The organism is Dellaglioa sp. CoH-57-MRSF-16 (genome assembly GCF_056782055.1).
This window is the reverse complement of the sequence record NZ_JBXAXZ010000109.1, coordinates 1-346: the sequence shown is the minus strand read 5'-3', so window position 1 is coordinate 346 and position 346 is coordinate 1. Positions and strand designations below refer to the sequence as shown.

Annotated in this window: 1 protein-coding gene; it reads left to right on the top strand. The window is 54.0% G+C overall.

What is annotated here, in order from left to right:
• The coding region (locus AC1RPH_RS08085; protein ID WP_481762072.1) for a hypothetical protein at positions 1-218 on the top strand (218 nt) is incomplete at its 5' end.
• Between the last annotated feature and the right edge of the window lie 128 nt (positions 219-346).

Sequence of the window (346 nt, the reverse complement as noted above, 5' to 3'; positions counted from 1 at the left end):
CGCTCATGGTGCTCGATGAGCCGGATGCACACATGAGCCCCGAAATGACGGAAGCCATGTACAGCGTGGTGAAAATCCTGAATACGATGGTTCCGTCGATCGTGATCATCGCGCCGAAGTCGGAGCGTGTGTTCCCAGACTCTAAACCGTTCACCGTCGTTAAGGACGCCAAGGGCGAATCGAAAATTGTTGAGGGGTTCCCCCACCAGATCAAGTAATTAGGAGCAGGAAATGATTCTAGGCGCTTTTGGCGTTATTGATGCGTCACCAATCCAAGTATCGGAGGCCTTGCGCAAGCTGAACATGAGCCATACGTTTGTCGGGGGTTTCGGGCGCACGACGCACG